Consider the following 23,612-nt stretch of genomic DNA (forward strand, 5'->3'; position numbering starts at 1 on the left):
CATGCCCGCAGCAAACGCCGCAAGTCCCTGGTACAAGCATCTTTGGCCGTGGATCATCATTGCCATCCTCGCCTGTTCGGTGACCTTGACCTTGTCCATGGTGACCATCGCGGTAAACAACCCGGATAACCTGGTCAACGACAACTACTACGAGGCCGGCAAAGGCATCAACCGCTCCCTCGACCGTGAACTGCTGGCGCAAACCCTGCTCCTGCGCGCCAGCGTGCACCTGGATGACGTGACCGGCGAAGTCGACCTGCGCCTGAGCGGCAACAGCCAACCGAAAACCCTCGAACTGAACCTGATCTCGCCGACCCAGCCGGAGAAGGATCGCAAGATCACCCTCGCCCAAAGCGAAACCGAACAGGGCCGCTACATCGGCCAGTTGAGCGACAAGGTTGAAGGTCGTCGTTTTGTCGAGCTGCTGGGCACTCAGGACGACCATATCTGGCGCATGTTCGAAGAAGAGCTGGTCAGCCATGACAAGGATCTGCTGCTGGGTGACGAACCGCTGCAGGGCGCCGAAGACCTGAAAAAGTAAAGTCGCGCTTCGCGCATTCGCGAGCAAGCCCGCTCCCACATTTGAAACGCATTCCAATGTGGGAGCGGGCTTGCTCGCGAAGAGGCCATATCCGACGATAGAGATTCAGCGGTATTAGTGATTGCCCCATGACCACCCCGACCCCCTGCTACCACTGCGCCCTGCCCGTCCCGGCCGGCAGCCGCTTCACCGCGGCCGTCCTCGGTGAAACCCGCGAGTTCTGCTGCCCGGGTTGTCAGGCGGTGGCCGAAGCGATTGTCGCCGGCGGGCTGGAAAGTTATTACCAGCACCGCAGCGAAGCCTCGGCCAACCCCGAAGCGTTGCCGGTACAGTTGGTGGATGAACTGGCGCTGTACGATCGCGCCGACGTGCAAAAACCCTTCGTGCGCCACGATGGCGAACTCGCCGAAACCACGCTGCTGATGGAAGGCATCAGTTGCGCGGCGTGTGGCTGGCTGATCGAGAAACACCTGCGCGGCTTGCCGGCGGTGGCCGAAGCGCGCCTCAACCTGTCCAACCATCGCCTGCACGTACGCTGGGCTGATGCGCAATTGCCGCTGAGCCAGGTGCTCAGCGAGTTACGCCACATCGGTTACGCCGCCCATCCCTATCAAGCCGACCGCGCCAGCGAACAACTGGCCAGCGAAAACCGCCTGGCCCTGCGCCAACTCGGGGTTGCCGGGCTGCTGTGGTTCCAGGCGATGATGGCGACCATGGCCACCTGGCCGGAATTCAACATCGACCTCAGCCCCGAGCTGCACACCATCCTGCGCTGGGTCGCGCTGTTCCTCACCACGCCGATCGTGTTCTACAGCTGTGCGCCGTTCTTCAAAGGGGCGATGCGCGATCTGCGTACCCGTCACCTGACCATGGACGTCTCGGTGTCGCTGGCGATTGGCAGTGCCTACATCGCCGGGATCTGGACCTCGATCACCGGGGTCGGCGAATTGTATTTCGATGCCGTCGGCATGTTTGCGCTGTTCCTGCTGGCCGGGCGCTATCTGGAGCGTCGCGCCCGAGAACGCACCGCCGCCGCCACCGCACAGCTGGTCAACCTGCTGCCTGCCTCGTGTTTGCGCCTGAGCGCCGACGGACAGAGTGAGCGGATCCTGCTCAGCGAACTGCGCGTCGGCGAACAAGTGCTGGTGCATCCCGGCGCGATCCTGCCGGCCGACGGCAAGATCCTCGACGGCCAGTCGAGCATCGACGAATCCCTGCTGACCGGCGAATACCTGCCACAGCCGCGCACGCTCGGTGACGCCGTCACCGCCGGCACCCTGAACGTCGAGGGTGCGCTGACTGTGGAAGTCCTCGCCCTCGGCCAGGACACCCGACTGTCTGCCATCGTCCGTCTGCTGGACCGCGCCCAGGCCGAGAAGCCACGACTGGCGGAGATCGCCGACCGCGCCGCGCAATGGTTCCTGCTGCTGACGCTGATCGCATCCGCTTGCATTGGTCTGCTGTGGTGGGAGCTGGACTCATCGCGCGCCTTCTGGATTGTCCTGGCGATGCTCGTCGCGACCTGCCCGTGCGCCTTGTCCCTCGCCACGCCGACCGCCCTCACCGCCGCCACCGGCACGCTGCACAAGTTGGGTTTGTTGTTGACCCGCGGCCATGTGCTGGAAGGCCTGAACCAGATCGACACGGTTATTTTCGACAAGACCGGCACCCTCACCGAAGGGCGCCTGGCGCTGCGCTCGATCCGCCCCCTCGGCGCGCTCGACAGCGATCAATGCCTGGGCCTCGCCGCCGCCCTCGAAAACCGTTCCGAACACCCGATCGCCCGTGCGTTTGGCCGCGCGCCACTGGCCGCCGAAGAAGTCCACAGCACGCCAGGCCTGGGCCTGGAAGGCGTGGTCGGTCAGCAACGCCTGCGCATCGGCCAACCGGGCTTTGTCTGCGAACTCAGTGGCGCTGCCATCCCGCTGATGCCGGATGAAGCCGGCCAATGGCTGCTGCTCGGCGACAATACCGGACCGCTGGCATGGTTCGTCCTCGACGACCGTTTGCGCGCCGATGCACCCGCGTTGCTGGAAGCCTGCCGGGCGCGCGGCTGGCGCACATTGCTGCTGTCGGGTGACAGCTCGCCGATGGTCGCCAGCGTCGCCGCCGAGCTGGGCATCGACGAGGCCCGTGGCGGTTTGCGTCCGGACGACAAATTGCAGGTCCTGCAACAGTTGCACAAGGAAGGGCGCAAGGTGTTGATGCTCGGTGACGGCGTGAATGACGTGCCGGTGCTGGCCGCCGCCGACATCAGCGTCGCCATGGGTTCGGCCACCGACCTGGCGAAAACCAGTGCGGACGCGGTGCTGTTGTCCAACCGCCTGGACGCGTTGGTGCAAGCCTTCAGCCTCGCTCGGCGCACCCGTCGGGTCATCATCGAGAACCTGTTGTGGGCCGGGCTGTACAATGGCCTCATGTTGCCGTTCGCCGCCCTCGGCTGGATTACGCCGGTGTGGGCGGCGGTCGGCATGTCCATCAGTTCGTTGACCGTGGTGCTGAACGCCCTGCGCCTGACTCGCCTGCCGAGCACGCCGGCCGCCAGCGCCACGCCAGAAACCCGCCCGCTGCCGGCCTGAGCCGCGCGGGCATGGAGCCTCACCATGCCAGCTCTCTACGTGATGATCCCGGCCGCACTGCTGATCGTCGCCATCGCGGTCTACATCTTCTTCTGGGCGGTCGACAGCGGTCAGTACGACGACCTCGACGGCCCGGCCCACAGCATCCTGTTCGACGACCAGGACCCGAACCACACCGCAGCGGTCGACGAGGCCAGCGGCCATCCGGCCAAACCGGACGACAAGGCGCCCCCGCATGTTTGAGCTGGCGCCCCTGCTGGTGTCGGCGGTCATTTTGGGCCTGCTCGGCGGCGGGCATTGCCTGGGCATGTGCGGCGGCTTGATGGGCGCGTTGACCCTGGCCATTCCCAAGGAACAGCGCAGCCGTCGGTTTCGATTGCTGCTGGCCTACAACCTCGGTCGGATTCTCAGTTACGCAGCGGCCGGCCTGCTGATCGGCCTGGCGGGTTGGGCGGTGGCGAACAGCCCGGCGGCGATGTTCATGCGTATCCTCGCCGGATTGCTGCTGATCGCCATGGGGCTTTATCTCGCCGGTTGGTGGAGCGGACTGACCCGCATCGAAAGCCTCGGTCGCGGTCTGTGGCGGCATATCCAGCCCGTTGCGAACAAGCTGCTGCCAGTGTCGAGCCTGCCTCGGGCCTTGTTGCTCGGCGCGCTCTGGGGCTGGCTGCCGTGCGGGCTGGTTTACAGCACGTTGCTGTGGTCGGCGAGCCAGGGCAATGCGCTGGACAGTGCATTGCTGATGCTCGCGTTCGGGCTGGGTACCTGGCCGGTGTTGCTTGCCACGGGGCTGGCGGCCGAGCGGGTCACGGCGCTGTTGCGCAAACGGTATGTACGGATGACGGGGGGCTTGCTGGTGATGCTGTTTGGCATCTGGACCTTGCCGGGGCCGCATCAGCATTGGCTCATGGGGCACTAAATCGGCGGCGCGCCCTTCGCGGGCAAGCCTCGCTCCTACAGGAATTGGAGATCCCCTGTAGGAGCGAGGCTTGCCCGCGAAAGGGCCCTCACCAACAACACAAATCCTGACCGTTGATGCAAATCAAGATGCCCCAACGCCGCACCCCATAGACTTGCCGACACTGCCAGCCTATCCGGGGGAATGCCCGCATGATGCTCGACGCCATTCGTTGGGATACCGATCTGATCCGCCGTTATGACCTGGCGGGACCGCGTTACACCTCCTACCCGACCGCCGTGCAGTTCGATGGTCATGTCGGCACCTTCGACCTGTTCCATGCGCTGCGCGAAAGCCGCAAGGCCCTGCGTCCTTTGTCGCTGTATGTGCACGTGCCGTTCTGCGCGAACATCTGCTACTACTGCGCCTGCAACAAAGTCATCACCAAGGATCGCGGCCGCGCCCTGCCCTACTTGCAGCGCCTGGAGCAGGAAATCCAGCTGATCGCCTGCCATCTCGACCCGGCGCAGAAGGTCGAGCAATTGCACTTCGGTGGCGGCACACCGACCTTTCTCAGCCATGACGAGCTGCGTCAGCTGATGGCCCAGTTGCGTAAGAGTTTCAACTTGCTGGATGACGATTCCGGCGACTACGGCATCGAGATCGACCCGCGCGAAGCCGATTGGTCGACCATGGGCCTGCTGCGAGAACTGGGTTTCAACCGGGTCAGCATCGGCCTGCAAGACCTCGACCCGGCCGTCCAGCGCGCGGTGAATCGCCTGCAAAGCCTGGAGGAAACCCGGGCGGTGATCGACGCCGCACGGACGCTGCAATTTCGCTCGATCAACATTGACCTGATCTACGGCTTGCCAAGGCAGACACCGGAGAACTTCGCCCGCACGGTCGACGAAGTGATCAACCTGCAACCGGACCGCCTGTCAGTGTTCAACTACGCGCACTTGCCAGAACGCTTCATGCCGCAACGGCGAATCAACAGCGATGAATTGCCGACGCCGGCACAGAAGCTGGAAATGCTCCAGCGCACCATCGAACAGCTGACCGCCGCCGGCTACCGTTACATCGGCATGGATCACTTCGCCCTGCCCGACGATGAGCTGGCAATTGCTCAGGAAGAGTCAACCCTGCAACGCAACTTCCAGGGCTACACCACTCACGGTCATTGCGACCTGATCGGCCTCGGCGTCTCGGCCATCAGCCAGATTGGCGACTTGTACTGCCAGAACAGCAGCGACCTGAATCAGTACCAGAACGCCTTGGCCTCAGCACAACTGGCCACCAATCGCGGCCTGCTGTGCAATGCCGATGACCGCCTGCGGCGAGCGGTGATTCAACAATTGATTTGCAGCTTCAACCTGGAGTTCGCTGAGATCGAGAAGGCTTTCAACATTGATTTTCGCGGTTACTTCGGCGAATTGTGGCCGCAACTGCAACGCATGGCCGAAGACGGACTGATCGAACTGAACAATGAACGGATCACCGTATTGCCGGCCGGACGATTGCTGGTGCGTTCGGTGTGCATGGTGTTCGACGCGTACCTGGAGCAACAGAATCGCCAGCGGTTTTCGCGGGTCATCTAACGTTCCAACAGCAGGGAAGTCGTCTTCAGCACTTGCTCAGGGGTCAGGTTGGCCTGCGAGATGGCTTTGGACAGCGCCATATTGGCCGTGATCAGCCCGCCATTGAGGGTGGTGATGGTCGCTTGCAGTGCGCCGAGCTTGGCCCTGCGTTCTTCGGCCGAAAGTCGCTTGTCTGCCATTACCGCTTGCATGCTCGCGACTTTCTCGGCGATCTGCTTCTGTATTCGACGAATTATTTTCAGTATCTGTTGAATGTTTTCCGGCAACCCGCTTTCTTCAATGTCCTTGTTGTCACCGTGGGAACTGGCAGCCTTGGTCAAACCGGCGCCAGACAACGAGACTTTGATGCCTTCAGCCACGGACGAAGTGCCCGGGCCAATGGCGATTGCCGAGTCTTCGCCGGCCAAGCCGTTTGCAGGCTCATGCAGTGTTTGCACACCACTGTTGCCGGGGTTGAGCACGCCGATGGTGGCCACGAAACGAGTACCTGCGCATAGGCTGATGCCAGGTTATCGGCCACCGATAGCGGCGCTTTACCATGGCGTGACAAATCGGCACAGCGCTGGCCTGAACGTCTTCCCGTGAGTTACCCTTACGTCTTATGTGTGCTTTCCCACAAGGATTTAAGAAATGTCCGAGCCAGTAAAACTGCGCGCTCATAACCAGGCCCATTGCAAGGACTGCAGCCTGGCTCCCCTCTGCTTGCCACTTTCTCTGAATCTGGAAGACATGGATGCGCTGGACGAAATCGTTAAACGTGGCCGCCCACTGAAGAAGGGCGAGTTCCTGTTCCGTCAGGGCGACGTTTTCGACTCCGTTTATGCAGTACGCTCTGGCGCCCTGAAAACCTTCAGTCTCAGCGATGGCGGTGAAGAACAGCTCACCGGTTTCCATCTGCCGAGCGAGCTGGTCGGCCTGTCGGGCATGGACACCGAAAAGCATCCGGTCTCGGCGCAAGCACTGGAAACCACCTCGGTCTGCGAAATTCCGTTCGAACGCCTCGACGAACTGGCGCTGCAACTGCCGCAACTGCGCCGTCAGTTGATGCGCGTGATGAGCCGCGAAATCCGCGACGATCAACAGATGATGTTGCTGCTGTCGAAAAAAACCGCCGACGAGCGCATCGCCACCTTCCTGGTCAACCTCTCGGCACGCTTCCGCGCTCGCGGTTTCTCGGCCAATCAGTTTCGCCTGAGCATGTCGCGCAATGAAATCGGCAACTACCTGGGCCTGGCGGTGGAAACCGTGTCGCGGGTGTTCACGCGCTTCCAGCAGAACGAGCTGATCGCCGCCGAAGGCAAGGAAATCCACATCCTCGACCCGATCCAGCTCTGCGCCCTCGCCGGCGGTTCGATCGAAGGCTGATTACGACCACGGCGGCTGAGCGAAACGGTTCAGCCGCCGTTATACTGCGACGTTTGCAGCCTGCCAGGACACCTAGACAATGGTCTTCGACTCCTTCGACATCAAATCCCTGATCCGCCCGGTGATCGACTTCCCGAAACCGGGTGTCATCTTTCGCGACATCACGCCGCTGTTCCAATCGCCCACCGCCCTGCGCCTGGTGATGGACAGCTTTGCCCACCGTTATGTCGAGGCCGATTTCACCCACATCGGCGCCATGGATGCCCGTGGTTTCCTGATCGGTTCGGTGCTGGCCTATCAGTTGAACAAGCCGCTGGTGCTGTTCCGCAAGCAAGGCAAACTGCCGGCGGATGTGCTGGCCGAAGGTTATGCGACCGAGTACGGCGAAGCGTTCCTTGAAGTCCACGCCGACAGCTTGTGTGAAGGCGACTCGGTGGTGATGTTCGATGATTTGATCGCCACCGGCGGCACGCTGATTGCCGCAGCGAACCTGATTCGACGCATGGGCGCACGAGTGCATGAAGCGGCGGCGATTATTGATCTGCCGGAGTTGGGTGGGTCGCAACGCCTGGAAGACATGGGGATTCCGACGTTTTGCCTGACGCAGTTTGCCCTGGCTGATAAATAAGCGGCGTCTGTACCGGCCTCTTCGCGGGCAAGCCTCGCTCCTACAGGATAATGCAACCCCTTGTAGGAGCGAGGCTTGCCCGCGAAGGCGTCAGCCGCAACACCACAACACTCAAAGCCCCATCTGTTTGCTGATGATCTCGTTCATCACTTCCCGCGTCCCGCCTCCAATCGACAAGATGCGATTGTCACGGTACAGCCGCTCCACCAGGCTTTCACGCATATAACCCAAGCCCCCCAGAATCTGCACCGCATCCGTGGTAATCCGATCCGCGGTGTCCGTCGCGAAATTCTTCGCCATGGAAATCTCCTTGATCACACTCTGCCCCGCCGCCATTTTCGCCGCCTGGCGGTAGGTGAATTCCCGTGACACCTCCAGCGCCGTAGCCATTTCCGCAAGGCGATGCTTGAGCACCTGAAACTTGCCGATGGGCTTGCCGAACGCTTCGCGCTGACGGGCCCATTTCAGGCTTTCCTCCAGCGCCAGTTGCGCGGTCATGTTGGCCATCAGCGCCAGCGCCAGGCGTTCGCTCTGGAAGTTGCCCATGATGCAAGCGAAGCCCATGTTCTCGGCGCCGATCAGATGGCCTACAGGTACGCGGCAATCATCGAAGAACAATTCGGCGGTGTCCGACGCCCACCAGCCCATTTTCTTCAACTGACGGCCTACGGTGAACCCAGGCGTGCCCTTCTCGATCAGCAACAGGCTGATGCCACCGAAACCGGGCGCACCGGTGCGCACCGCGACGGTGTAGTAATCCGCACGCACGCCACTGGTAATAAAGGTTTTGCTGCCGCTGACCCGGTAGACGTCGCCGTCGCGCACGGCGCGGGTTTGCAGGTTGGCCACGTCGGAACCACCGCTGGGCTCGGTGACGGCCAGGGCGCTGATCTTCTCGCCAGCCAGCACGGCCGGCACGATGCGATCGCGAACTTCCGGCCTGGCCCATTTGAGAATGGGCGGCAGGCCGATGTCCAGCGACCCCAACCCGGCGACCAGACCGCCAGAGCCGCAGCGCATCAACTCTTCGCTGGCGGCGATCTTGGCGAACAGATCACCTTCATGGCTGCCGCCCAGGGCTTCGGGATAACCGATGCCCAGGATCCCGGCGGCACCGGCCTTGAGGTAGAGTTCGCGGGGAAAGCTTTCGGCTTCTTCCCACTGGTCGATGTCCGGAAGAATCTCGCGCTCGACGAAACGTCTGACGCTGTCGCGGACCAATTGGTGGCTGGGGTCGAAGTATTCCTGGAAGGCAGGCATCGGCGAACTCCATGGAAGGGTTCCGCGACGTTAACCGAGCGCTTGCTTGGTTTTCAACAGGATTGTGTGAATCAGATGGACCGAGTCGCTCCCTTCGCGGGCGAGCCTCGCTCCTACAAGGGAGAGGCGCGCTCTGCTCTTGTAGGAGCGAGGCTTGCCCGCGAAGGCGTCAGCCCAAACACCGAAAATTACAAAGCGATCGGCTTACGCCCCGCAAACGAATGCGCCAACGTCCCGCCATCCACCAGTTCCAGTTCGCCACCCAACGGCACGCCGTGGGCAATGCGCGAGGCGATCAGGCCTTTGTTGCTGAGCAACTGGGCGATGTAATGCGCCGTGGCTTCACCCTCGACCGTCGGGTTGGTCGCAAGGATGACTTCGGTAAAAGTGCCTGCCTCTTCGATCCGCGCCAGCAATTGCGGAATCCCTATGGCTTCCGGCCCGAGCCCGTCGAGCGGCGACAGGTGGCCCTTGAGCACGAAGTAGCGACCGCGGAAACCGGTCTGCTCCACCGCGTAGACGTCCATCGGCCCTTCGACCACGCACAGCAAGGTATCGTCGCGACGGTTATCGGCGCATTGCGGGCACAGGTCGTCTTCGGTCAGCGTGCGGCACAACCGGCAATGGCCCACCCCTTCCATCGCCTGGCTGAGTGCCAGGGCCAGTCGCGAGCCACCGCTGCGATCACGCTCGAGCAGCTGCAACGCCATGCGTTGGGCAGTTTTCTGACCCACACCTGGCAAAATTCGCAGGGCATCGATCAGTTGGCGAATCAAAGGGCTGAAGCTCATGGGGAAACGTCCGACAAAACAACGAGACGCGGTTTATACCCGCGCCTCTCTTTAGCGTCAAATACTCAGTCCTGCGTGACCCGCACCACCAGTTTGCCGAAGTTGCGTCCCTCCAGCAGACCAATGAACGCCTCGGGCGCATTCTCAAGACCTTCGACCACATCTTCGCGGAATTTCACCTTGCCGTCGCGCACCCACGGCGCCATGGCGCTGACGAATTCCGGCTGACGATCACCGTAGTCGTCGAACACGATGAAGCCCTGAATCCGCACACGCTTGGTCAGCAAGGTGCGCTGCAATTGCGGCAGGCGATCCGGACCGGTCGGCGCCTCGCTGGCGTTGTAGGAAGCGATCAGGCCGCACAGCGGAATCCGCGCCTTGGGGTTGAGCAACGGCACCACCGCGTCGAATACCTTGCCACCGACGTTCTCGTAATAAATGTCGATGCCTTGGGGACACGCCTGAGCCAGCTCAGCGGCGAAGTCGGGACTCTTGTGGTCGATGCAGGCATCGAAACCCAACTCATCCACCACATAGCTGCACTTGTCCGCGCCACCGGCCACGCCGACCACACGCAGGCCTTTGATCTTCGCCACTTGCCCGACCACCGAACCCACCGCACCGGACGCCGCCGCGACCACAAGGGTTTCTCCGGAGGCTGGCTGGCCGATGTCCATCAAGCCCATGTAAGCGGTCATGCCCGGCATGCCGAGCACGCCCAACGCCATCGACGGGCTCGGCAGCCCGGACGGCACCGGAATGATATTGCGACCGTCACTGATGCTGTGGCTCTGCCACCCGGTAGCGCCGACGACCAGGTCACCTTGCTGAAATTTCGGATTCAGCGAGCGCTCGACACGGCTGACGGCGCCACCGGTCATCACTTCGTCGATTGCCACCGGCGCAGCGTAGGACGGTGCGTCACTCATGCGGCCGCGCATGTAGGGATCCAGCGACAGGTACAGGGTTTTGAGTAATATCTGGCCATCCGCCAGGTCCGGCAGCGCTTCCCGTTCCAGGCGAAAATTCTCCGGCGTCGGTGCGCCCACCGGGCGGGACGCCAGGACGATACGTTGGTTGAGGGTCAATGCTTGTGGCATGTGAGCGTCTCCTTTGATCGATGAATTTGGCGGTATAGGGGAGCAGACCTTTGTGGCGGTCGGGTGTTCGATGTTTCTGTTCGGGACCGAGTCGCCTCTTCGCGGGCAAGCCTCGCTCCTACAGGAACAGTGTGCCCTGTAGGAGCGAGGCTTGCCCGCGAAGGCGCCCCCACAGACACTACATCTCCAACAGGCAGAAACAAAAATGCCAGGCGCAATGCCTGGCATTTTTTTGTAGCTCATCCGACGCGCTTTGGCGAATCAGAACGGCAGCTTCATCCCCGGTGGCAGTTGCATGCCAGCGGTCATGCCGGACATTTTGTCCTGGCTGTTGGCTTCGATCTTGCGCACGGCGTCGTTGACGGCGGCGGCGAATACGGCCTCCAGCATCTCTTTGTCGTCTTCACTCAGGCCTTCGACCAGGCTCGGATCGATGGTCACGCGCTTGACGTCGTGACGACCGGTCATCACCACGGTGACCATATCGCCACCGGCCTTGCCGGTGACTTCGGCGTTGGCCAGCTCTTCCTGCATCTTGGCCATTTTTTCCTGCATCTGCTGCGCCTGCTTCATCAGGCCGGCCATGCCACCTTTCATCATGGGAATCACCTCAAAGTACTTGGATAAAAACAGCGCCCGGCCCTTTCGGCCGAACGCCTTCAGTTATTAGCCCTGACTGACCAGGGCTTCGACAGGTTCAATAGTATCGTTACGGACCACCGCACCGAACTGCTGCATCATTTGCTGGATGAACGGATCACCGTGGATCGACTCTTCCGCCTCACGCTGACGGTTGGCACGACGCCGGGAGGCGGCCTGGGCCGGGGTCTCCTGCTCGGGCTTGATCAGCTCCATGCTCAGGGTCAGCGTGCGCCCGTGAAACTGGTTCAGCGCATCGTTGAGACGACGTTGCTGGGTCGCGTTGAACAAGGCGCTATGGGCCGGATCCAGGTGCATCAGCCAATGGTCACCTTCCACGGAGATCAGCGTGCAGTTGGCGGCGATGCTCCCAGTCATGCCGGAAATCGGCAGTTTCGGGAACAGTTCCAGCCATTGCAGGGCCAGACCTGTGGCAGGCATGGCCGCCGGCTCAGGTTCGGGTTCCGGCGCGGGTTCGGCGGCATGTTCACTGGCAAGTTCGTCGAGGTAGCTGTACGCCGAATCCATGTCCGGTTCGATGTAATCCTCGTCCAGCGGCGGCTCGTCGTCGGGGTCGATGCCCCGTGTCGCGGCGTCGACGTCGGCCACGGAAGGTTCCGGGATCGGCGCGGCAGCCCATTCCGGCGCGTCTGGCACAACGCTGTCAGGCGTCGGCAACGGCATCGGGGGCAATTCGGGTTGTTCAGCGGCGGTTTCCAGCACCGGCTCGACGGCCGGCTGCTGGACAACTTCGGGCTCTACCGGGTCATTCCACGGCAGATCGACGACCGCTTCGACCGCTACCGGCGCAACAACGGGCTCCGACACGATGACCGGTTCAGGCACAACAACGGCTGCAACCGGCTCAGGCTCGGGAGCAACCACCGGCGCGACCGGCGCGGCGACAACCGGTGCAACTGCCGCAGCGACTACCGGCGCCACAACCGGCGCGGCAGCCACTGAGTTTGCGGAATCAACTGTGGCCTGGCTGATCCCCACTGGCTTTAGCGGTTGCCTCGGCGCATCCGCGGTGTCCGCCGGGCGGAACGCGAGCATCCGCAGCAAGACCATTTCGAAGCCGCCGCGCGGGTCCGGCGCCAGCGGTAAATCGCGGCGGCCGATCAGGCCCATCTGGTAATAAAACTGCACGTCTTCGGCCGGCAAGGCCTGGGCCAGCGCCAGCACCCGATCACGGTCGCCGTGACCGTTGTCGACACCTTCAGGCAAGGCCTGGGCGATGGCGACACGGTGCAGCACGTTGAGAATTTCCGAGAGCACACCGTTCCAGTCCGGACCCTGTTCCGCCAGATGGCGGACGGCCTCGAGCAACGCCTTGGCGTCGCCCTCGATCAGCGAGTGCAGAACGTCATAGACCTGACCGTGATCGAGCGTGCCGAGCATCGCCCGCACATCGGCGGCCATCACCCGACCTTCACCGAAGGCGATCGCCTGGTCGGTCAGGCTCATGGCATCGCGCATCGAACCATCGGCGGCGCGGCCCAACAGCCACAGCGCGTCGTCTTCGAACGGTACGTTTTCGACGCCCAGCACGTGGGTCAAATGCTCGACCACCCGTTCAGGGGTCATGTTCTTCAGCGAGAACTGCAGGCAACGCGAAAGAATCGTTGCAGGAAGTTTCTGCGGGTCGGTGGTCGCCAGGATGAACTTGACGTAGGGCGGCGGCTCTTCGAGGGTTTTCAACAGCGCATTGAAGGAATGGCTGGAAAGCATGTGCACTTCGTCGATCAGGTAGACCTTGAAGCGCCCGCGGCTCGGGGCGTACTGCACGTTGTCGAGCAGCTCGCGGGTGTCCTCGACCTTGGTCCGGCTCGCGGCGTCGATCTCGATCAGGTCGACGAAACGGCCTTCATCGATCTCGCGGCACACCGAACACTCGCCACACGGCGTCGAAGTGATACCCGTTTCACAGTTCAGGCATTTGGCGATGATCCGCGCGATGGTGGTCTTGCCGACCCCGCGTGTGCCCGTAAAGAGGTAGGCGTGGTGCAGCCGCTGGCTGTCCAAGGCATTGATCAGAGCCTTGAGCACATGGGTCTGGCCGACCATTTCGCGGAACGAGCGCGGACGCCATTTACGTGCAAGAACCTGATAACTCATCGAAAACCATCGCCACTGGGAAGCAGAAGCGGCTAATGCTAGCGGAGCAAGGCCAAAATTGCATCCGGCGCGCTCGTCTAATCTGGCTAAGCTGCACTTGGGGTGATTTTTATCGGCTCGGTTTTCATCGATAGCGGAGCGATTATGCGGCTGGCCTTGGGGGCACTGCTGTTGATGAGTCTGAACGTCATGGCTGCCAACGCGCCGCTGCGCTTCGTGGTGCCCGACAGTTGGGCGATGCCGATGGTGCAGCTTGATCAAGGCCGGCCGACCCAGGGCATCCTGCATGACGTGATGGTCAGCCTCGCGACCCAGGTTGGCGTTCCGGCCGAGTTTCACGTACTGCCGCGGGCCCGGGTGCAAAATGCCATGGAGCACGGCGAGATCGATGTCCGCTGCTACGCCGCGCAATCGTGGTCGCCAAACCAGTCCGGGGACTACATCTGGAGTATTCCGCTCTGGACTCAGCCGGACGTACTGATCAGCCGGCACGAGTTGCAGACCTCAATCGATCCGGCGAATTTGCCGCGACAATCCATCGGCACGGTGCTCGGCTACAGTTACCCTACCCTGCAACCACTGTTCGACGCCGGGCGCCTGCTTCGCGAGGACGCGCGCAATCAGGAACAGGTCCTGGAAAAACTCATGGCCGGACGCTACCGCTATGCCGTGAGCAATCAATGGACGCTGGACTGGTTCAATCAGCGTCTGCTGCCTGAGCAACAACTGCAAGGCGTGGCGGTGCTGCAAGTGCAGAGTGTCGGTTGTTACGTGCGTAATGACCCGAAAGTGCCCGTGCAACGCATCCTGCGCACGTTGCTGAGGATGAAAATGTCCGGGGAGATCGATGACATCATCCGCCTCTATGTCGGCAAACCCTGAACCTGTGGGAGTGAGCCTGCTCGCGATTGCGTACTTTCAGCCAGCACTTGCGTGATAGACACACCGTCATCGCGAGCAGGCTCGCTCCCACATTTGATCTTCATAGGTCTGACAGTCTCAGACTGTTTGATCGAGCGCTCGCCATTGCGGCGGCGCGACAAAACCTTCGACCCAGCCCGGCACTTCAACTGCTGGCATCGGCCGGGCAATGAAATAACCTTGGGCAACGTCGCACCCCAACTGCATCAACAGCTCGCCATGCTCGATACTTTCCAGCCCTTCGGCGATCACTTGTCGGCCAAACGCGCGGGCCAGGCCAATCACCGCGGTGGTGAGAGCCAAGTCGTCGCGGTCATGCAGAATGTCGCGGATAAACGACTTGTCGATCTTGATGGTCTGGGTGCGCAAGCGCTTGAGGTAATTCAAGGACGAATAACCGGTGCCGAAGTCGCCCAGTGAAAACTGCACGCCGAGTGCCTGACAGGCCTGCAGACAGGCGCTGACATGCTGGATGTTTTCTATCGCCACCGACTCGACGATTTCCAGATCGAGCATCTGCGGCGCGACCCTGGCATGCCGGGCGAGCACCTGCCTGAGCCGGTCGACGAAATCCGCTCGCTGGAAATGCCGGGCAGCGATGTTGACGCTGATCGGCCAGCCCTGCCCCGTTTGCTGCCAACAGTCCAACTGGATCAACACCTGATCCATCACCCATTCACCGATATCGATGATCAGGTCCGTCTCCTCCACCATCGGTAAAAACTCCCGGGCCGGCACCATGCCATTTTGCGGATGCTCCCAGCGCAAGAGCGCCTCGAAGCCGACGACGACACCACGACGCATGTTCACTTTTGGCTGGAAATGCACACGCAGCTCGCCGGCGGCCAACGCCTGTCGAACCCGTTCGACGGTCTGGTGAGTGGCCTTGACCTCTCGATCCCGGAACACGTCGAATAAATGAAAGCGATTGCGCCCGCTCTGCTTGGCCACGTACATCGCCTGATCGGCGTGACGCAGCAAGGTTTCGGCATCTTGATTGTCATCGGGGAACAGGGTGACGCCGATGCTGGCAAATACATTCAGGGTCTTGCCCCGCAGCTGGTACGGCGCCGAAATCGCGCCCAGCACACGGTTCAGCGCCGCGCGTAACTCCGGCACATCACGCACATAGCGCAACACCAGCACGAACTCGTCACCCGCCAGCCGCGCCACCACATCCTCGCCGCGAACAATGTCGCGCAAACGCTTGGCCACCTCCACCAGCAACAGATCACCACTGGCATGCCCGTAGCCGTCGTTGACCGCCTTGAAGCCGTCGAGGTCGAGCATGCACACCGCCAGCGGGATGTTTTCCTCACGCGAGAACGCCAGCGCCTGATCCAGCAGGTCCGAGAGAAACGCGCGATTGGGCAGCCCGGTCAGCACGTCATGGCCGACCCGCCATTGCAGGGAATGCAGCAATTGGCGTTTTTCGCTGATGTCGAAACGGATCGCCAGGTAACGATGAATCCGCCCGGTGGCGTCATCCAGCAGCGGCACCAACGTGCTTTCGACCCAATACAGACTGCCATTCTTGGCGCGATTGCAGATCTCGCCCTTCCAGACATTGCCCAGAGCAATGGTGCGCCACATGCCAGCGAAGAAATCAGCGGAGTGCAGGCCGGAATTGAGCAGGCGATGGTTCTGCCCGAGCAGTTCGTCGCGGCTGTAACCGGACACGGCACAGAACTGATCGTTGACGTAGGTAATCCGGCCGGTCAGATCGGTCTCGGAAAAAATTGCGGCGGCGTCCACGGCCCTGCGGTATTTCTCATCCATGAGTCAGGCTCACTGTCGCTAGCGGTGGTACCGCTCGACCAGCGCAAAATGCCCGGAAGAGATGTTTTGATTCGTACTGCGCAGAGCCACGTGATCACTCCAGGAACAGCGATTGATGGCCCTTTGGCCGCCGAAGATCAACTAGGCTCAAAGACCCGGACAAAGGGCAGCAACAACGATTTCGATGACATTTTGCAAGGCTGCAGGGAGGCTTCAGCACTCCACATATTGTTCAAGGGAGCGCCGCACTGGCTCTTTCGCATCAGCCAAACTTACGCAAACAGGTCACCAAATACCCTTCGGAGGAGGCAATTCTACGAAATGCATCACATTTTGCAAAGCAAGGTGATGGATCATGCAGTTGTCTAATGCAAAAATCTATCGTTAAGTTCTTGATTCTAAATGGGAATTGAGCGATGCAAATTTCAAGTTTGGGTTCAGCCATTCGGCGTTACCGCAAGGTCGCGGGGCTTACTCAGGCTGAACTCGGCGAAAAAACCGGTTTTGACCCGAAAACCATCAGCCGTTTTGAAACCGGCACCTACACCCCCAGCGTGGAAGCCCTGTTCCTGCTTGCCGGCGTGCTGGGGGTGAAACTGAAAGCCTTCTTCGCAGATTTGGGCGATGAGGATGAACAGCGGGCGTACCTGTTCGGAGTCATCCACAAAGCCACCCCGAAGGATCTGGGAAAGCTGATTGCAGCGGTTGACCAGGCCATGTCCAAGCCTTAGTGGCAGAAATGAAAAAAGGAGGCCGACTTGTCGTGATTCGACAGGTCGGCCTCCTTTTTTGCGCCTGTTTTCAAAACGGAAACGACGAAAAATCCGCCCTGGACGAAATCCATGGCAGAGCAACAAGACGGTATTTTTTGATGAAAAACGCGAGAGAAGGCTCGCGGTGCGTTATGGAGGCAACCCCACCAGCCACACCCCGGCACACAATGTTCCCGCTGTGGCTGCTTCCTTCCGGATCTGACCAGGTTCACGGGTAATCGTTGCGGGGGGACCGATGGGGTCACCATAACGACGCTCACCTGGGGCTTCCAGCAGGAGCGACGTACGATTCTTCACCATCACGCGGATGTGAATTTGGCGGCATTGTAACGTCCGAGCAGAGTGACCACGCAAGCAGTTTGTATCACCTACTTGCCTCCCTTTTGTACCACCCCCTCCTGTGCTTCATTTATAAGAACGCCTTCCACTTCCAAACATTAAATATAACTAATTAATATAAACGGAAGCGGGTCTATTCCTTTTTGTTTGAAAAGTCCGCATATGTCCTCTATAAGTTGCTCACTCACTAACCTGTGGGTAGCCCGATTCATGGCACCCGTCACAGTCAACATAAGGAGCAAACTTTGGGGACTTCAGAATTCGAAGAAACGGAGCGCGAGGAGAGAAGAAGGGCCCGAGCTAATGCCGAATTGTTCGCAACTACACTCGCCCCCTATCTAGCCGACCAATTCAGGTACAAGCGTAACCACGTGACGTTGGGCTTAGGGGCTTTGGTCAACGCAAGGACCAGCAAATACGACCTCTACCTTCGTGTTACGCCACCTCAAGGTGATCTCTGGGGGCCTGACACCCTTGTCATTGCTCGGATCGCGTTTAAGCCTGCTCGCAAAGGCCACGGCCGACGCTTCATGGCTTTCCTTGTTGAGTGCGCAGAACGTATCGGCTACAGCAAAATCGGGATTGAATCTACCAATAAAGACTCTGAAGCGTTCGGAGCCAGATTCGGACTGTACCGGCACGGGGAAAGAAACAACTTGGTGGCAACTGTGGAGGAAGTTAGGACACGGCTATACCAACAATATGATTGACTTGAATAAGCCGGGCCTTGCAGCCAACCACTCGCAGCCCAAGGTCCGGCGGCCATTCAAAGGTCTATTCGCAGGTCATGCCCATTTAGATTCCCTTCAGTAGGATACGGCCGGACAATATGTACACGCACCAAGTACATATTTGTTGGAGGGCAAAAGCAGGCGATTCCGAAAGCGCGACGAAACCAGCGGCTGAGACGACAAAGCACAGCAGCACGTAGGGTTCAATGGAAAAAGTCTTAGGGTTAGGCATACACACTCCACCTGCGATGCAGGTTAGATGCGATACCACACGACAGGAGCGTTCTGAAGGCGTATCGCTTTAGTGTATTTACCGCCCAACTCTGTTCCTTGGAGTCGCCTACCCGGTGGGTAGTAGAAAAAATTTACCCTTATCAAGCAACCTATGTCAATAGCTCTAGACACTCAGTAATCCAGGCATTTTTGATATTGTGTTTAAGTTCTTTTAATGAACATTTGCTGTCGCTGGAAAACACTATTGGTCGCAGCATAAGCATTATTAATGCGGAACTAAAAATTATCAAAAATCTGTGAGGCCTTTAGGTAATACGGATAAATCGTACTCCCCCCCTCCAGGTGGGTTTAGCCACGTAACCGACGACAATGAGCTACCCTGCCCCAGCCCCCCATTGGAATGGAAATCCATCATGTCTGCACCTCACGTACTACCCGACATCCTTCGCGTCCTAAACGAAAACCAACTGGCCATAGCTGCTGCCGTCGAGGAGCTATCCAAATGGGCGGCAGAACGCGGTTCCCACACGGTCGCTGGCCACGTCCGGGATTGTCTGTCGCATCTGGACAAGAACGCTGACTTCCTTGCCACGGCCATCGGTAGCCTTTACTTAGAGTCTCCGCCTGATTGACGTCTCAATGCACCAGCAACCGGGCAATGAACGGCCTCCTCGCCAGTGGAAGGAGCGGCAGTGGCACTAATCAAGCAGATGCAGCATCAGCAGAGGCCGGCAATCCGAACTCGATGAGTGTCTATACCTTCCTCCAGAGTTGGTGGACGCGGATATTTGCTATCGAGTCGGCCAACAATCGCACAGAAAGGCCAGCAACGGACCAGCCGGGCTGTGCATCAAATCAGTACCGAGGGGCGCGGTAGGTGGAGCCGGTTTTGCCGGTCGAGCGCGTCGAGCCGACGGACGAGCCGTATGACTGACTGCCACCATACTGAGGCTGCCGAGTTCCGTTCTGCCCAGTATACGGGTTGGTGTTGCCTTTCACGGTCCAGTTGTTGTTGTAGCTGGAGTCTGCCGAGGACCGGACGTGAGGAGCAACATACGTCCCGCTGCTCTTGGTGTAGCCGGTCACGTATTTATCGGCATAGGCCGTGGTGGTGAGCGCTGCGAGTAGCAGCGTCGAGAAGATCAATACACCTTTCATTCCATCCCCCATTACCATGGCAATGCGCCACCAACATCATACTGACACACTTCACTCAGGAAGGACCTATGAGACCGCTCCTAATCGCCTCCCTATTCGCCGGAGTCATCCTCAGTCCCGCCTTTGCGGGAGAAGGCTACGACGCTGGCTATCAATGGGCGGAAGACAACGACATAGACGACACTTCAAGTTGCAGCACCCCCTCGTCATCCTTCAACCAGGGCTGCGAGGACTATGTGGAAGAGACCGCTTCCAGCGTCTCTAACGATGAGGATGGGGAAGACGAAGACGAAGACGAGTAACTTATACCGGAAATGCTAGGACTACTTTCTGCCCAAAAATCTGTTGTCCCATGTAATAGATGGCGATCGGCACTTTCCCCCCGTGAGGGGCATCCCCGTCCTATCCGTCACGAAGCACCAACATCGGCCAGACGAACGCAGTCAAGCTAGCCCTCCCTGAGGCGTGGCGACCTGAGCACCTGTCATATCGGTTTGCATGTGTATTGAGTGCTGGAGGGCGGACCCACATCCTTTGAGCCTAGCTCTGATGCTGGCCTGACAACCGCGCACAAGGGAATTTGAACCTGAGGACTCTGCACCTCAACGAGTACTGCCCCCACGTCATTCTTTGCCAGACCGCAATCATTCCATTTAGAGCATCCCCTATAGAGAATCCGGCAGAGCCTCTATTTGGGGTTGTTTTCCATCGTAGAATCACGCATTCTCACAACATCTTAGACCCTATATGGAATTTCTGGCCTTGACTACCTACCTCTACGCCCGCGTCTCGACCGACGAACAAGACCCCGATGCCCAGGCCGAATTCTTGAAGGGCCTTTACCCCCACGGCGTCATCGTAGAAGAACGCTTCACTGGCACGACCACTGACCGCCCCAAGTTCAAGAAACTGCTGGCGAGCCTCCAGGCGGGCGATGGACTCGTTGTAAGAGAGGTATCGCGCTTGGGACGTAACAGCGCTGAAGTGCTGGCCCTGGCGGAGGAGTTGAAGGCGCGTAACGTCAAACTGACCATCGACAACCTGGGCATCGACATCACCACCCCAGCGGGGGAGATGGTATTCACCATCATGGCGGGCATGGCGAAGATGGAGCGGGAGCTAATGCTTGAACGGCAACGCATTGGCATAGCGAAAGCCAAGCTTGACGGGAAGTACACCGGCCGCAAGGCGCTGGACCCTGTCCTAGTGAAAACCGCCCGTGAGCTGGTCAACAAGGGCATGGCGAAAGCTGCGGTTGCGGCCCAGCTTAAGATTGGCCAGTCCACGCTTTACAAGTACCTCGCAGAACCCGTCTGACGCTGCGTGCGAGGTCTCCAGGTGAATTACGGCCAGTCATTGTATAAACCGGAAGGCGTGGTTTTTCGCTGTTCTTGAATTACGGCCAGTCTTTGTATAACCCACCCGGCATCACGCCAGGCTAGGCAACAACCATACCAACACCTGCGCCTTAACAACCCTGCCGGGGCAACCACGGCGGGGCGTCTTCGTTTGCTATCACAGGACATCCATCCCTTGAACAGCTAGCCACGGCTCCGGCTGCGCGTTGCAAAAATGCCCCCGTAATCAAATCACTCCCCCCCCTGAAAGCCCCGTCCCACATGGCCTAGGGCAAAACGTGAAGTATTTAGGGCCAGTCTACAGATACACATACCCATCCTCTCAATCTACCTGCGACTGCTACCTGCCCAACTCACTCCGCAGGAAGGCTTCGCTAATACCTCAATAACGGAAAACGCCAATGAACTCCCATTCCTGCCTGGGCAACCACGGCGGGGCGTTTGCGTTTGCCATCACAGGACATCCATCCCTTGAAACACCCATTCCCCTTGGTGCGCCTCAACCTGCACCTGCGCAAAGACCACCTCTACCGACTGACCCGCTTGGCTAATGCCATCAGCAAACGGAAAGGGCGCGATACGCGGCTCGCAGAAGCCTTGGAGCTGGCCCTGGTTAGCGGCCTGACATGGACCGATGCTGACATGCTCGATCTTCTCCAGTCCGATTGGGAAGCTCCTTACTGGCGCGCCCTCGGTCCCGTTGTGCGGACGCAGTGAAGTAGTCATGACAAAAGAAAAGACACTCACCCCGGATGAAATTTCCAGGATTAAGACACTCCTCTCGTCCAATATGAAACAACGTGAAGTAGCACTTGAAACCGGGTTGAGCCGGAGACAAGTCGCGAAGGTCGCAACAAAGGAAGCTGCGTCAAAAGCGGACAATGACGCGTTGTCCGATGACCAACCAGCGTTGATGACCAAAGCCGTTGCCATTAAAACCACCCATGCACTCAGCGTAAGACCCCAGGGGGTAAAAAAGTCCGAACTCTACCCGACCTTTTCCGACCACTTTGGATACAAACGAAACGACGAAACGGGACTGAACGAGCTGAACATGACAAGAGGGCAATCTGACTATTTGAAGAAAAAAGCGCGGGAGATTGAGGGAGCCGTACGGCCGCCTCTTTTTGTCCCTGATTGGCTGCCGCGAGTCGACCCTGTAGAGGCCTGCAATACGCTGCTTAGGTATGCGAGCGCGCTCCAAGACCGAATCACGGATATGGTCATGGACTTCTGCGAGCAGTATCCAGACTCACACCCTCGCCGCTTCTACGAAGAACTCATATTTATTGCCTTATGGCAATCAACAAAAGAGCCAGTAGAAACCCGATGCGTACGCAATATGACAACCGCCGAGCAGCTTCGGGAAAGGTTGGGCGAAGGCTCAAAATCGGTCAGCCCAGTACGGAAAATTCACCCCGCAGCATACAACGCTGATTTTGACGCCCATTGCATTTGAAGATATGGACAGGCGCTAGCCAGGCAGTAGCGAAGCTGCTGTATGGGTACGTAGAGCCTGACCAGAAATCAATTCGAACAAGGGGAAAAAGGTTAGTGGTTACCATCCAAACCTGAAACTTATTTTCCCTTTAATGGGGTTGACCTCGAACACAAAACCATAAGATTTGCTACTTACTGGTCGACCTCGCTGGGCAGCCGACAGCAGCTTCGCTACTGCCAGCTACCACGGCCGCCCTTGTGTCGAGATTCCAATCACTGGCCCGGTCGGTTTGCCTCTATACATATGTGCAGAACTGGTCCGGTGCATTGCTCCCTCCTCTAAAGCCTCATCCGTGTCGCTGTCGCCCGCCCACCAAAACCCAGACTTAGGCACGACTGCTATCACGCTCTAGCCAAACTCCGCCGGCACCTTTCCGTCGTCGGCACCAAAACCCCCAGGTCCTCGCATACGCCCATAGACGCAACGTCAGGGCGTCGTATTCGCGTGGGCGCTGGTTTCTCCCAACGGCATCCCAGCCACTACGCAACACATAATCCCATGACCTCTAACGAAACCCGCTCCAAAGCTAACAACACCCCCGCCAACCATAGCTCCGTCGACGTGGCGTCCATAAAATATCGACTTGTTCGAGACGAAACTGAAGCTGCATCTGAATTCGATTTTGAAGGCGAAATAGCTCGCACCTTACTGGAGTACCCCGGTTACGCCAGTGTGCGAGACGGTCGAGTACTAAGTTTGAAAGGCAAAAAAATCAAGATCCTAAAGCCTGGAAAGGCGGGTGATTACCGCTTCGTAAATCTATACCGAAAAGGCCACCCACCAAGCACCCTGACTCATCGCTTCCATGCGCGTGCGCACATTCCAAACCCCGAACGAAAGCCTCAGGTAAACCATAAGGATGGACGTCCATGGAACAACTGCGTCAGCAATCTGGAGTGGGTTACCCAGCCCGAAAATGTAAAGCATGCAAACGCTTTGCGTCGCTCAGAAGGTCGTAAGCTGATGAAGCTAAGTTTTGAACAGCGGCTCCTTGTCGCCGAACTGAATATGCTGGGTTTCTCAATAGCCCAAATGGAGAGAGCATCTGGCCTGCCCCGTCAGTCGGTGCGCAATGTCCTTGACGGGATGACCCGCTTCTCGCCGCCACTGTAGGTAGCGCGCTCGCCCCACTCCCCGATTCCCTAGTCGTAGTGGGAAAGACCCGCCGACGGATTCGCTGAATCCCGAAGCGGGCCCCTTTCGTTTCAGTCGGGGCCATACATCTATAACCCCCTGTTGTTTTCAAAGCATCGAAACCGGAGTTCGGGGCGGGTTATCCGCATCGACGTGGAAATGAACGG

General features: G+C 59.3%; 22 protein-coding genes and 1 other RNA gene. 14 read left to right on the plus strand and 9 right to left on the minus strand.

The window, feature by feature from the left end:
- Nucleotide 1 precedes the first annotated feature (1 nt).
- The 5 genes from ACYZUC_RS10510 to hemN all read left to right on the plus strand — a co-directional run bounded on the left by ACYZUC_RS10510 (nucleotide 2) and on the right by hemN (nucleotide 5,616).
- Complete coding sequence (locus tag ACYZUC_RS10510; RefSeq protein WP_008028539.1) at nucleotides 2-541, plus strand: FixH family protein; 540 nt, start codon at nucleotides 2-4, stop codon at nucleotides 539-541.
- 128 nt (nucleotides 542-669) lie between these two features.
- Entirely contained in the window at nucleotides 670-3,120 is a 2,451-nt protein-coding gene (locus ACYZUC_RS10515) for a heavy metal translocating P-type ATPase (protein WP_461995546.1), read from the plus strand.
- Between the two features lie 24 nt (nucleotides 3,121-3,144).
- Complete coding sequence (ccoS, locus tag ACYZUC_RS10520; protein WP_008028543.1) at nucleotides 3,145-3,363, plus strand: cbb3-type cytochrome oxidase assembly protein CcoS; 219 nt, start codon at nucleotides 3,145-3,147, stop codon at nucleotides 3,361-3,363.
- The gene (locus ACYZUC_RS10525) at nucleotides 3,356-4,039 is read left to right on the plus strand and encodes a sulfite exporter TauE/SafE family protein (RefSeq protein ID WP_008028545.1); all 684 of its coding nucleotides are present in this window, start codon (nucleotides 3,356-3,358) and stop codon (nucleotides 4,037-4,039) included. Before ccoS ends, ACYZUC_RS10525 begins: the two co-directional genes overlap by 8 nt.
- Nucleotides 4,040-4,233: 194 nt before the next feature.
- Nucleotides 4,234-5,616: an oxygen-independent coproporphyrinogen III oxidase gene (hemN, locus tag ACYZUC_RS10530; RefSeq protein ID WP_461996698.1), complete on the plus strand. Its 1,383-nt coding sequence runs from the start codon at nucleotides 4,234-4,236 to the stop codon at nucleotides 5,614-5,616.
- Here hemN and ACYZUC_RS10535 read toward each other — a convergent pair.
- On the minus strand, nucleotides 5,613-6,092 hold the full coding sequence (locus ACYZUC_RS10535) for a hypothetical protein (RefSeq protein ID WP_461995549.1): 480 nt from the start codon (nucleotides 6,090-6,092) through the stop codon (nucleotides 5,613-5,615). The genes hemN and ACYZUC_RS10535 overlap by 4 nt on opposite strands.
- 154 nt (nucleotides 6,093-6,246) lie before the next feature.
- Here ACYZUC_RS10535 and fnr point away from each other — a divergent pair, with 154 nt between their 5' ends.
- Nucleotides 6,247-6,981: a fumarate/nitrate reduction transcriptional regulator Fnr gene (fnr, locus tag ACYZUC_RS10540; RefSeq protein WP_008028550.1), complete on the plus strand. Its 735-nt coding sequence runs from the start codon at nucleotides 6,247-6,249 to the stop codon at nucleotides 6,979-6,981.
- 79 nt (nucleotides 6,982-7,060) lie between these two features.
- Nucleotides 7,061-7,609, plus strand: coding sequence for an adenine phosphoribosyltransferase (locus tag ACYZUC_RS10545; protein ID WP_008028553.1), 549 nt, complete (start codon nucleotides 7,061-7,063; stop codon nucleotides 7,607-7,609).
- A 111-nt stretch (nucleotides 7,610-7,720) separates the two neighbouring features.
- Here the strand turns inward: ACYZUC_RS10545 and ACYZUC_RS10550 are convergent, their stop codons facing one another.
- The 5 genes from ACYZUC_RS10550 to dnaX form a co-directional block, all read right to left on the minus strand.
- On the minus strand, nucleotides 7,721-8,869 hold the full coding sequence (locus tag ACYZUC_RS10550; RefSeq protein WP_223555453.1) for an acyl-CoA dehydrogenase family protein: 1,149 nt from the start codon (nucleotides 8,867-8,869) through the stop codon (nucleotides 7,721-7,723).
- Nucleotides 8,870-9,057: 188 nt separating this feature from the next.
- Nucleotides 9,058-9,660 carry a recombination mediator RecR gene (gene recR, locus ACYZUC_RS10555; protein WP_223434374.1) on the minus strand — a complete coding sequence of 201 codons (603 nt, stop codon included), beginning with the start codon at nucleotides 9,658-9,660 and terminating at the stop codon, nucleotides 9,058-9,060.
- A 65-nt stretch (nucleotides 9,661-9,725) separates the two neighbouring features.
- Nucleotides 9,726-10,760: an NADP-dependent oxidoreductase gene (locus ACYZUC_RS10560; protein WP_461995553.1), complete on the minus strand. Its 1,035-nt coding sequence runs from the start codon at nucleotides 10,758-10,760 to the stop codon at nucleotides 9,726-9,728.
- A 261-nt stretch (nucleotides 10,761-11,021) separates the two neighbouring features.
- The gene (locus ACYZUC_RS10565; RefSeq protein WP_008028561.1) at nucleotides 11,022-11,360 is read right to left on the minus strand and encodes a YbaB/EbfC family nucleoid-associated protein; all 339 of its coding nucleotides are present in this window, start codon (nucleotides 11,358-11,360) and stop codon (nucleotides 11,022-11,024) included.
- A gap of 66 nt (nucleotides 11,361-11,426) precedes the next feature.
- Complete coding sequence (gene dnaX, locus ACYZUC_RS10570; RefSeq protein ID WP_461995555.1) at nucleotides 11,427-13,517, minus strand: DNA polymerase III subunit gamma/tau; 2,091 nt, start codon at nucleotides 13,515-13,517, stop codon at nucleotides 11,427-11,429.
- Between the two features lie 144 nt (nucleotides 13,518-13,661).
- Between dnaX and ACYZUC_RS10575 the strand changes: the two genes are divergently transcribed.
- Nucleotides 13,662-14,399, plus strand: coding sequence for a substrate-binding periplasmic protein (locus ACYZUC_RS10575; RefSeq protein ID WP_461995556.1), 738 nt, complete (start codon nucleotides 13,662-13,664; stop codon nucleotides 14,397-14,399).
- Between the two features lie 117 nt (nucleotides 14,400-14,516).
- Here ACYZUC_RS10575 and ACYZUC_RS10580 read toward each other — a convergent pair whose 3' ends face one another.
- Nucleotides 14,517-16,217 carry a putative bifunctional diguanylate cyclase/phosphodiesterase gene (locus ACYZUC_RS10580; RefSeq protein WP_461995558.1) on the minus strand — a complete coding sequence of 567 codons (1,701 nt, stop codon included), beginning with the start codon at nucleotides 16,215-16,217 and terminating at the stop codon, nucleotides 14,517-14,519.
- A gap of 416 nt (nucleotides 16,218-16,633) precedes the next feature.
- Between ACYZUC_RS10580 and ACYZUC_RS10585 the strand changes: the two genes are divergently transcribed.
- Nucleotides 16,634-16,948, plus strand: coding sequence for a helix-turn-helix domain-containing protein (locus tag ACYZUC_RS10585; protein WP_008028568.1), 315 nt, complete (start codon nucleotides 16,634-16,636; stop codon nucleotides 16,946-16,948).
- A 183-nt stretch (nucleotides 16,949-17,131) separates the two neighbouring features.
- Here the strand turns inward: ACYZUC_RS10585 and ffs are convergent.
- An RNA gene (gene ffs / locus ACYZUC_RS10590) (signal recognition particle sRNA small type) lies at nucleotides 17,132-17,228 on the minus strand.
- Between the two features lie 1,921 nt (nucleotides 17,229-19,149).
- The gene (locus tag ACYZUC_RS10595) at nucleotides 19,150-19,452 is read right to left on the minus strand and encodes a hypothetical protein (protein ID WP_461995559.1); all 303 of its coding nucleotides are present in this window, start codon (nucleotides 19,450-19,452) and stop codon (nucleotides 19,150-19,152) included.
- 68 nt (nucleotides 19,453-19,520) lie between these two features.
- On the opposite strand from ACYZUC_RS10595, the gene ACYZUC_RS10600 reads away from it, so the two are divergent.
- The 5 genes from ACYZUC_RS10600 (at nucleotide 19,521) to ACYZUC_RS10620 (ending at nucleotide 23,424) form a co-directional block, all read left to right on the plus strand.
- Nucleotides 19,521-19,754, plus strand: coding sequence for a hypothetical protein (locus ACYZUC_RS10600; RefSeq protein WP_461995561.1), 234 nt, complete (start codon nucleotides 19,521-19,523; stop codon nucleotides 19,752-19,754).
- A gap of 445 nt (nucleotides 19,755-20,199) precedes the next feature.
- Nucleotides 20,200-20,769 carry a recombinase family protein gene (locus tag ACYZUC_RS10605; protein WP_461995563.1) on the plus strand — a complete coding sequence of 190 codons (570 nt, stop codon included), beginning with the start codon at nucleotides 20,200-20,202 and terminating at the stop codon, nucleotides 20,767-20,769.
- A gap of 512 nt (nucleotides 20,770-21,281) precedes the next feature.
- A complete protein-coding gene (locus ACYZUC_RS10610; RefSeq protein ID WP_461995565.1) occupies nucleotides 21,282-21,527 on the plus strand; it encodes a hypothetical protein in 246 nt (81 codons plus the stop codon).
- A 7-nt stretch (nucleotides 21,528-21,534) separates the two neighbouring features.
- Nucleotides 21,535-22,269, plus strand: coding sequence for a hypothetical protein (locus ACYZUC_RS10615; protein WP_461995566.1), 735 nt, complete (start codon nucleotides 21,535-21,537; stop codon nucleotides 22,267-22,269).
- 540 nt (nucleotides 22,270-22,809) lie between these two features.
- Nucleotides 22,810-23,424 (plus strand): HNH endonuclease signature motif containing protein, encoded by a 615-nt coding sequence (locus ACYZUC_RS10620; protein ID WP_461995568.1) that lies wholly within the window; start codon nucleotides 22,810-22,812, stop codon nucleotides 23,422-23,424.
- The last annotated feature ends 188 nt before the right edge of the window (nucleotides 23,425-23,612 follow it).

This window comes from Pseudomonas sp. GT1P32, from assembly GCF_054897805.1.

Bases quoted from the DNA above. Each gene is read 5' to 3' on its own strand.
- ACYZUC_RS10550 (WP_223555453.1), bottom strand. From the start codon at position 8,869: ATGCCTGCCTTCCAGGAATACTTCGACCCCAGCCACCAATTGGTCCGC.
- hemN (WP_461996698.1), top strand. From the start codon at position 4,234: ATGCTCGACGCCATTCGTTGGGATACCGATCTGATCCGCCGTTATGAC.
- ACYZUC_RS10565 (WP_008028561.1), bottom strand. From the start codon at position 11,360: ATGATGAAAGGTGGCATGGCCGGCCTGATGAAGCAGGCGCAGCAGATG.
- ACYZUC_RS10580 (WP_461995558.1), bottom strand. From the start codon at position 16,217: ATGGATGAGAAATACCGCAGGGCCGTGGACGCCGCCGCAATTTTTTCC.
- ACYZUC_RS10575 (WP_461995556.1), top strand. From the start codon at position 13,662: ATGCGGCTGGCCTTGGGGGCACTGCTGTTGATGAGTCTGAACGTCATG.
- ACYZUC_RS10585 (WP_008028568.1), top strand. From the start codon at position 16,634: ATGCAAATTTCAAGTTTGGGTTCAGCCATTCGGCGTTACCGCAAGGTC.
- ccoS (WP_008028543.1), top strand. From the start codon at position 3,145: ATGCCAGCTCTCTACGTGATGATCCCGGCCGCACTGCTGATCGTCGCC.
- dnaX (WP_461995555.1), bottom strand. From the start codon at position 13,517: ATGAGTTATCAGGTTCTTGCACGTAAATGGCGTCCGCGCTCGTTCCGC.
- ACYZUC_RS10600 (WP_461995561.1), top strand. From the start codon at position 19,521: ATGAGACCGCTCCTAATCGCCTCCCTATTCGCCGGAGTCATCCTCAGT.
- ACYZUC_RS10515 (WP_461995546.1), top strand. From the start codon at position 670: ATGACCACCCCGACCCCCTGCTACCACTGCGCCCTGCCCGTCCCGGCC.
- ACYZUC_RS10620 (WP_461995568.1), top strand. From the start codon at position 22,810: ATGACCTCTAACGAAACCCGCTCCAAAGCTAACAACACCCCCGCCAAC.
- ACYZUC_RS10525 (WP_008028545.1), top strand. From the start codon at position 3,356: ATGTTTGAGCTGGCGCCCCTGCTGGTGTCGGCGGTCATTTTGGGCCTG.
- recR (WP_223434374.1), bottom strand. From the start codon at position 9,660: ATGAGCTTCAGCCCTTTGATTCGCCAACTGATCGATGCCCTGCGAATT.
- fnr (WP_008028550.1), top strand. From the start codon at position 6,247: ATGTCCGAGCCAGTAAAACTGCGCGCTCATAACCAGGCCCATTGCAAG.
- ACYZUC_RS10510 (WP_008028539.1), top strand. From the start codon at position 2: ATGCCCGCAGCAAACGCCGCAAGTCCCTGGTACAAGCATCTTTGGCCG.
- ACYZUC_RS10605 (WP_461995563.1), top strand. From the start codon at position 20,200: ATGGAATTTCTGGCCTTGACTACCTACCTCTACGCCCGCGTCTCGACC.
- ACYZUC_RS10560 (WP_461995553.1), bottom strand. From the start codon at position 10,760: ATGCCACAAGCATTGACCCTCAACCAACGTATCGTCCTGGCGTCCCGC.
- ACYZUC_RS10595 (WP_461995559.1), bottom strand. From the start codon at position 19,452: ATGAAAGGTGTATTGATCTTCTCGACGCTGCTACTCGCAGCGCTCACC.
- ACYZUC_RS10615 (WP_461995566.1), top strand. From the start codon at position 21,535: ATGACAAAAGAAAAGACACTCACCCCGGATGAAATTTCCAGGATTAAG.
- ACYZUC_RS10545 (WP_008028553.1), top strand. From the start codon at position 7,061: ATGGTCTTCGACTCCTTCGACATCAAATCCCTGATCCGCCCGGTGATC.